Origin of the sequence: Terriglobus sp. YAF25, assembly GCF_052113305.1 — a bacterium.
Lineage (GTDB): Bacteria > Acidobacteriota > Terriglobia > Terriglobales > Acidobacteriaceae > Terriglobus.
This window is the reverse complement of record NZ_JBFRCY010000166.1, coordinates 1-7,044: the sequence shown is the minus strand read 5'-3', so window position 1 is coordinate 7,044 and position 7,044 is coordinate 1. Positions and strand designations below refer to the sequence as shown.

General features: G+C 57.5%; 6 protein-coding genes. 2 read left to right on the top strand and 4 right to left on the bottom strand.

From position 1 onward, the window contains the following. Positions 1–445 precede the first annotated feature (445 nt). A complete protein-coding gene (locus tag AB4043_RS08995; RefSeq protein ID WP_442303096.1) occupies positions 446–874 on the top strand; it encodes a winged helix-turn-helix domain-containing protein in 429 nt (142 codons plus the stop codon). 247 nt (positions 875–1,121) lie between these two features. Continuing rightward, positions 1,122–2,429, top strand: a complete 1,308-nt coding sequence (locus AB4043_RS08990) for a cytochrome P450 (RefSeq protein WP_442303095.1) — start codon at positions 1,122–1,124, stop codon at positions 2,427–2,429. A gap of 39 nt (positions 2,430–2,468) precedes the next feature. On the opposite strand, the gene AB4043_RS08985 is transcribed toward AB4043_RS08990, so the two are convergent. The 4 genes from AB4043_RS08985 to AB4043_RS08970 all read right to left on the bottom strand — a co-directional run. Further along, entirely contained in the window at positions 2,469–3,311 is an 843-nt protein-coding gene (locus tag AB4043_RS08985; RefSeq protein ID WP_442303094.1) for a hypothetical protein, read from the bottom strand. Between the two features lie 1,297 nt (positions 3,312–4,608). Beyond that, entirely contained in the window at positions 4,609–5,271 is a 663-nt protein-coding gene (locus tag AB4043_RS08980; RefSeq protein ID WP_442306897.1) for a LuxR C-terminal-related transcriptional regulator, read from the bottom strand. Then, on the bottom strand, positions 5,271–6,743 hold the full coding sequence (locus AB4043_RS08975; protein WP_442306896.1) for an ATP-binding protein: 1,473 nt from the start codon (positions 6,741–6,743) through the stop codon (positions 5,271–5,273). Before AB4043_RS08975 ends, AB4043_RS08980 begins: the two co-directional genes overlap by 1 nt. Before the next feature lie 107 nt (positions 6,744–6,850). Beyond that, the coding region (locus AB4043_RS08970; RefSeq protein WP_442306895.1) for a hypothetical protein at positions 6,851–7,044 on the bottom strand (194 nt) is incomplete at its 5' end.

Sequence of the window (7,044 nt, the reverse complement as noted above, 5' to 3'; positions counted from 1 at the left end):
ACACAGGATGAATTGGTTCTGCAGTAAGTCACCAGGGACCCCGCCATACGGGAGCGCTTGGGCAGGAAAAAGAGAATTGCGACGCGATTCTCTCAGGGGGCCCTGGTAATCCACTTAGTTCGAGCTTCGCCCGAATTCCTTTTATCTATCATTTGGCGGTTGTCAAGGCGACCGGTAAGCCCTATCCGACTGGTGGAGACTTCATGGTTGGTTACCTGGTACCCGGGAGTGGAAAAACGGGTTTTCCCTTACAAAACCAGATTTCGATTAAAAGCCAGGCGCGTTTCCGCATCGGAAACGCGCACGATCAGCTGTAAGGTAACCCGGGCAGGATAACCAAAGAGTTCGTGGAAAAACTGTTTGTTTCTTGTCATTTACCCCACATATCCGCCAGCATCTCTAACACCGTTCACAAAGAGCGGGAGCTGTAGTGGAGAGGGGTAGTATGCAGTTCCTCGGACAATACACATTAGAACGTAACCCAATGAGCCTCACAAGAGGCCTGGTTGTTGTAAATGCGACGAAACGGCAGCTACAAGCGCTGTCAGTCCTGCTAGACGCCCAAGGTGAAGTTGTTAGCCGTGAAGACCTGCTCAACAAGGTATGGTTCGATGCGGCGGTTGAAGATCACAATATCACTCAGACCATTTTTATGCTGCGGCGTCTTCTTGGCCGCTTGCCGAATGGAGCGGACTATATCGAAACCATCCCCAAGCGCGGATACCGTATCTCTCGTGCCGCGTTGCAACCCGTCTGGACAGATGACACATCGCTGACTCTGCTTCCCTTGGAAAAGAAGAAGCCTATGCGAGCGAAGGTCGCCGATGCGTTTCGAGGCATCTTTCATCTACATCGACAGGTCCACGCCAGCTAGAGCATTTCTCCTGTAGGTGTAGCGCGGGCTTATGTATCTATGGGCGTTTTCCGCAATGAAAACGCCGCTGCACGCTCCTTCCGGGATACCCCGCGACAGGAGAAATGCTCTAGGGAATATCTGGGTTCGGCCCTTTTGAGGACGGCAAAAATGTGACGAAGCGCTTCCGGCGCGATTTGAAGCGCTCGTCACGTCTCGCCGGGCGATCCGGCGGCCACATGGGATAAGCTGTCATTCCAAGAGATATATGAGCTATCAGGTGGTGCATGCTGAAGGACTCCCGGCGTTTCTGCGCTTCGGCCGTAATCGGCTTCAGTTCGTTGCGGAGATGGCCCGCCGCGGTATCGACGTCAGCACCTTGCGGTTAGGATCGAAACGGATCTATGTGATCAACCACCCTGACCTGATCCGCGACGTGCTCGTAACCCACGAAGCAGGCTTCACGAAGGGCGCGGGATTGCAGGCGATGAAGCCCATTCTCGGCCAAGGCCTGCTGACCAGCGAAGGCGAACATCACACGAGCCAACGCCGCCTGGTGCAGCCGGCGTTCCGGCACGAGCGGATCGCCAGCGCGGCCACCACCGTCGTGCAATGTGCAGCGGCGTTGCGGCAACGATGGGCAGACGGCCAACAGATCGCCATGGATCAGGAGATGATGCAGCTCAGCCTGCGCATCCTCGGGCTTACGCTCTTTGGTGCGGACAGCGACGGCTCCGGCAAAGAAGTGTCGCAGGCGCTCACTCTTGCCTACAGCGTGTTCACAGGCTTCAACCCCCTGATCGCGTTATTTGCTCCCGCGCGCAAGCGCTTCGAACGCAAGGCGGCGATGGTCCGGGGCCAGGTCGATCAGGTTCTCAAGAAGGTGATCGAGGACCATCGCAGGAATCGGGAAGCATATACCGACATTCTCTCCCTGCTGCTGGAATCGTTTGGCGATTCCGTACCTGAAGATCTGTTGCGCGACGAAGTGCTGACCCTCTTTCTGGCAGGGTATGGCACTACCTCGATCGCCCTTACCTGGGCATGGTTCCTGCTCGCGCAGCATCCCGAAGTGGCTCGCAGCATGCGCGCTGAACTGGATGCAGTCCTTGGCGAGAGCCTTCCGGCGTTCGAGCATCTCCCGCGGCTGGAATATACGGGATGGGTCTACCGTGAGGTGCTGCGCCTCTATCCTCCTGCATGGATGATCGCCCGTGAACCCATTGCGCCATACATGTTGGGAGAGATCCAGATCCCTGCAGGCTCCATGATCACGATGAGCAGCTATGCAACCCAACGGGATTCTCGCTTCTGGCAGAAACCCGAGGCCTTTGATCCGGAGCGATGGCAGCCTTCGCGGCAACAGGGCCATCCCCAGTTTGCTTTCTTCCCCTTCGGCGCCGCCTCGCGATCGTGCATGGGCGAACACTTCGCCATCATGCAGGGGGTCCTTGCGCTTGCAACGCTGGCGCAGCAATGGAATCCAGTGCTGCGTGAGGATCAGAACGTGGAGCTGCGGCCACAGATTACCCTGCGACCCAAAGAATCGATACGCTTCACTCTGCAGCGACGTTGATTGACCCTTCCTGTAAGTCCTGCGACCCAGTGAACGAAGTCACTGCACAGGCTTTTCGTTTCCGGGAACAATGCGGGACGTGACCTGTAGCTGATGATAGTTGCGATAGGTGGCGAGGAAGGACCAGACGGTCTTGTGGAAGGTTCCGGCGCCCTGGGTGACCTGCAGGTTGATTGTGGACGGCAGCCAGAAAGTCTCACCATTGAGTGCGACCGGTGCGTAGTCGACGGTGATGACCCGCTGACCCACAACAGCCGATTGATAGAAGTATCCCGGTTGAATCACGTGACGTGGTGTGCGGATCTCCAGATGCGTGATCTCCATCGAGGCAGGATCGATGACGGCGACACCGGTGCTCTTTTCCGAGAGAAGACATTTGGCGGAGTCTTGGGATGTGAAGACTGTAGCGAAACGGACGATGTAGGGCTCCGCCGACCGGCTCTTTTTGCCTCGCTGCAGGGTGTAGTTGAGGCAGGCTGCCTGGTTGACAGAGACGACGGCGAGGCCGCCTTCAAACGCTCCATCAAGCAATGTGGGACTCTCCATGTTGTGTTTCGCCGCCGCCTTCCCGTTCGCACCTTTGATCTCGCGCGATTCGACAAGAGATGTGGTGCCATCAGAATTGGGAGTTCGCTTCAGGCGAAAGATAGCCTCGGTTACGGTGTTCTTGTCTGGAAGACCAGGTTCCACCTTTGAGACCACCTCTTCATCGCAGAAGAGACTGGGGAGCCGAGTGTCGTAGTGGTTCAGATTTGCTTCCAGCCGCTGCAGTATCTCTGCCAGCGTGGCCGTCTTCTGCCCCTGTGCATGTAGCAAGGGCGACATTCCAAGCGATGCGGTAAGCACTACGATCGTGGAGGATGCTCTGGAACTCTTCCGCAATTCGCACCTCCTTCGTTCCATCGATAGTCAGAGGCAATATTTAGATTGTGTCGAACTTATTGACGGTCGGCGAGGGACAAGGTCACCCCCTCTCATGGGTATCCACTGACGAATATCGCAAACGAGATAGGGAACCGTTGCGTTCGGCGCAACCATTTCGCACCGCAGGTGCGAATGTCTTGCTTAAGGGGATGGCTTTAGCCATCCCGTACCAGGCCGAGAAGGAAAGCGGCTTCAGCCGCTGAGGCCCAGCTACATCGGGCTCCATCCTGTGGAGCCCTAGAGCTTTTTCCTGTAGGTGTAGTCTAGGGCTTGTGCATCTATGGGCGTTTTCCGCAATGAAAACGCCGCTGCACAACCCTTCCGGGATACCCAGCTACAGGGGATCGCTCTAATCRGCACCTGTAAGCTTCAGCCAGCGTCCTCTTTCGAAATACCAAACGATGGATGCTTTCTCTAGAAACGCATCGTCAATTCCCTGATGATCGACCGCGGGCGGCTTCGGTCCTCCGTACGCGCGATAGTGCTCGAGTATGAACTGCCGATCCACGGGCTGAATGGCACGCACGAATATCTGTCGTCCCTGGAAATCTGTTTCAAGATAATTGCGATCTGCCCGCAGTGTGAGACTAGCCGGTGCTTGACTCTCACCCTTCCACTTCCAGTACACGAGGATGCTTGAAACGCCTCTAACGGAGCAAAGCACAGCCCAATCCATCTGGCCTGGTCGCGCAAACTCTCCCTGGATGACATTGCTCGGTTTGTCGGAAGTTTCATCTTGAGGAACAAGACATCCTCGCTGTTTGAGATCAGCGGCAACCCCCGCGGGCAACTCGCGAAATGCTGATGGAGAGATAGATACCTTGCTGCTTCGGGACGCTGGAGCCTTGGCCATGAGTTAGAGCAGAACAAAGAAGAACGACTGTCGCCAGCAAGGAGATACGCATCGTTGTTGCTCCGGTGATCACAATATATACCGGTAGGTACCAACGCCTTCAGCGCCTACCCTGCCTGGGTGCCCCGCCCTCGCAACGCTAGGGCGGGTTAGGAATACCGCAAATTCCTAAGAAAAACTCAAATCGAATTTGTCGATACGCCCTAGTGTCCTGAGTCTGAAGCCCTCGCCGTGAATGTTGTCATCCTGAACGTTCGGGGTCCCCGGCGAACTTGTTCGCTGGGGTGATTAGTGAAGGACTTGCTTTTCAATGCTTCGGACGGCAAAAGCTCTTCATGATCTATGCCACGAACTTTGGGGACAAGACACTAGCAACTAGGAACCAGGAACCAGCAACTAGTCCTACAACTGCGCCCGATACCGTTCAATCGCCAATAGCACCAGTTGCGACCYCGTTCTCACACCAGTCTTCGAAAACAACTGCTGCAGCGTCGCCTTCACCGCACTCTCTGAGATGTTCAGCTCAGCCGCAATCTCCTTATTCGCTAAACCCTGCAGCAGATAACGCAATGTCGTGCGCTCCCTGTCTGTAAATCGCGGAGCATCCTGTGGTGTATTCGCGGCAACGATCGTTTGCAGGTATTGCTGATCGATCAGCACGCGTCCCTGCGAGACCTCGAAGATCGCGCGCTGCAACGACTCCGGCGAATCCTGCTTATGAAAGATTCCCGAGATGCCCAGGCGGATCAGTGTCAGTGCATCGTTGTCCGGAAGCCCGGCAGTCACCAGCAGCACGCGGCCTTCGAACTTCTCGCGTTGCAGCGCCCGCATGAACTCCAGCGCCGTCTGACTGCCGAGGTCGTAGTCCAGGATCAGCACATCCGGCTTCGCTGCGATGATCTGTGGCAGCGCCGTCGATGGCGTGCCGCTGTGTCCCGTGATCTCGAACCTGGTGTCGCTCTCTAGCAGCCGCAGCAGCCCTTCACGGAAGAGTGCATGATCATCCAGAACAAACAGACGGACTGTCTTTGTACCCGTGCTCGAACTCGTACCTGTACTGCTCACTACGCCTCTACCTCCACTTCATTGTGTTCGATGCTTCCTGAAGCGGCAAAGCGCAGAGTCAGCTCGAAGGTCACGCCTGCCGCCGTCGGCACATGATGCAACTCGCCGCCGAAGCTCTTCACCATCGCGCGCGCCACATACAGGCCCAGGCCTGTGCCGCTGGTCGAGGCCGTGCGGAAGGGCTGAAACAGCGCAGAAGGATCGGCAATCGCCGGCCCGTTGTTTGTGATCCGTAGTACCGCACGTCCATTGCGGTCCAGCGCATGGATCGTCAGCCGCGGCTCATCGGTCTCTTCAGCGGCGCGCAACGCATTCTGCGAGAGATTCAGCAGCACCTGCAGCAGGCCATCGCGCTCGGCCTGCACCAGAGGGAAGCTCGCCGGTACATGCCACTCCAGCTGGCCGCCAATCTCCTCCCAATCCTGCCCGATGATCACACGCAACTCATCTGCCAGCGCCGACAACTGCACAGGTGGATGCTGCATCCGCGCCTGGTTCCGTAGATCGAACGAGGCCATGTTGCTCAACCCGGAGACCAGGTTCTTCAGCGCCTCGAAGTCTGGATCTTTCGAGAGATGTCCGTGCCGTTCCAGGTTTGACGACACCACTGCGATCGCCGAACACAGGTTGCGGATCTCATGCGATACCGCACCTGCCAGCACGCGGTTATGCTGGGTCAACTGCTCGAAGTGCGCATGCTCGCGCTCGCGTACATCGTTGGACGTATCGACGAGGATCGCCGCCAGCCTCCGCTGCTCTCCATCGCCGTAGATAGAGAACCACGCGCTCGCTGGAAAATGGGTCCCATCGGCGCGGCTTGCCCAGGTGCTCGTGCTGGTGCGAATGCGTCCCAGGTCCGCCGGCAGCCGCAGGGCATCATCGAAGAAGGTCACAAAGTCGCRGATCGGCCGCTGCAGCAGCGACTGCTCGTCACGCAGCTCGAACATCGTATGGGCTGCCCGGTTCGCAGCAAGTATGCGTCCATCGGCTGCGACTGTCAGGATCGTGGCCGGCGAGCTTTCGGCCATCAGCCGTAGTTGCTCCTCTGCTCTGCGTCGCAGCTTCTGCTCAAACCGCACGCGCGCGTAGTGCAGCAACACCACCCGCCGCGAGTCATTGATCTGGTAGATCAACAGACCGCAGCCGGTGTATGCAAGCGTCGCCATGGCGAAACGCAGCAGGTGCTCGACCTGGGTCTCATCGGCAGTAAACAGGCCGCGCGTGTAGGCGCAGAAGACGGACGCTACCACAATCTGCCATCGCGTCAGGACGGTGGAAGCAACCACCACCGGAAAGATATAGAGGATGCCCAGCGAGAAGTCGAAGTCGTAGATCCACTCCAGCAGCGCCAGCACGGCAACCATCGTTACGGCCAGCGTCAGCATGTGTTTCCGGCTCGACGCGAAACGGCGCACCCGGTTATTGATCCGGATACGGCGGCGTCTGCGTCGGCGTGCTGCTGCGGTAGGCATTCCCTTTATTAGACGCCACCATATCGCTCGATGCACCTAGGCATGCCATCAAATTCCCGATGTCAGGAATCTGATGGCACGCCCTACCTATCCGAAAGATAGCCTCGTCACCCATCCTCCGGCAGCGGCAAAAGACCCATGGAACGATAGGCCGGGATAGTCCGCGATCTCGCGTCCAATCGAATGCAACGAGAGAGGAACCGCATCCTTCCATGATTGTCCGTGACCGACTTCCGCTGAAACGTATCTGGCCGCAGGCCTGGCGCCGCCTGCTCATCCTTCTGTTCTTCGACTGCACCGT